This is a genomic window from Paracoccus litorisediminis, from assembly GCF_009711205.1.
Lineage (GTDB): Bacteria > Pseudomonadota > Alphaproteobacteria > Rhodobacterales > Rhodobacteraceae > Paracoccus > Paracoccus litorisediminis.
Genome location: NZ_WMIG01000072.1, coordinates 1 through 610 on the forward strand (window position 1 = coordinate 1; position 610 = coordinate 610).

General features: G+C 63.4%; 1 protein-coding gene. It reads left to right on the forward strand.

All coding sequences use genetic code 11. The annotated features are described in order from the left end of the window. Positions 1-228: 228 nt before the first annotated feature. Complete coding sequence (locus GL300_RS26100) at positions 229-435, forward strand: hypothetical protein (RefSeq protein WP_155042587.1); 207 nt, start codon at positions 229-231, stop codon at positions 433-435. Positions 436-610: the final 175 nt, after the last annotated feature.

The following is a 610-nucleotide window of genomic DNA, read 5'->3' on the forward strand; positions in this document are numbered from 1 at the left end:
TTTCGGACGCTTTCGCCCATCTCAAGGCGATCGGCCATGATGCGGGGGCAGCCCCCTTGCTCGAACGCGCCGGGGTGACGCCGGATGCGGGCGTGACCGATCTTGCTGGGCTGCCCAAGGCTGCGACCCTACGCTACTGGGACCGCGAGGCGAGCCTGCGTGATCTGGCCTGAGCGGGAACATCACGATCAGCATCAGGTTGAATGTCACCTACAGGAGGAAGTCACCATGGGTGAGAAACTCGCCCCCCAAACGGCCAACGAGGATTTCAACGTCAAGAACCGCGCTCAGCAAGAAAAGCTGGGCCAAGCCGATCCGGTGTTGAACCCCAAGCAGATGAAGAAATCCAACGAACCCAATGCCGGCGGGCAGAACCGCGAGGCGGGCGACCGCAAGGCCCGGCAGAATGACCGCGCCACCAATGGCGGCGAATAGTCGCGGTGACAGGGGCGCAGTCTGATCGTGGCGACGCCCAACGCGCTGACCAGTCGGAAACGCCGGCTGCATCTGGCCAAGCCCTTCTGGGCGGCGACGAAGCATATCAGCGCACCCAGTATCCCGACCCCATCCGCGCGATCATGGGATGTGATCATCGTGGGTGCCGGGATCA

Excerpts from the sequence above, each read along its gene's own strand:
- GL300_RS26100 (WP_155042587.1), top strand. The coding sequence starts at position 229 with ATGGGTGAGAAACTCGCCCCCCAAACGGCCAACGAGGATTTCAACGTC.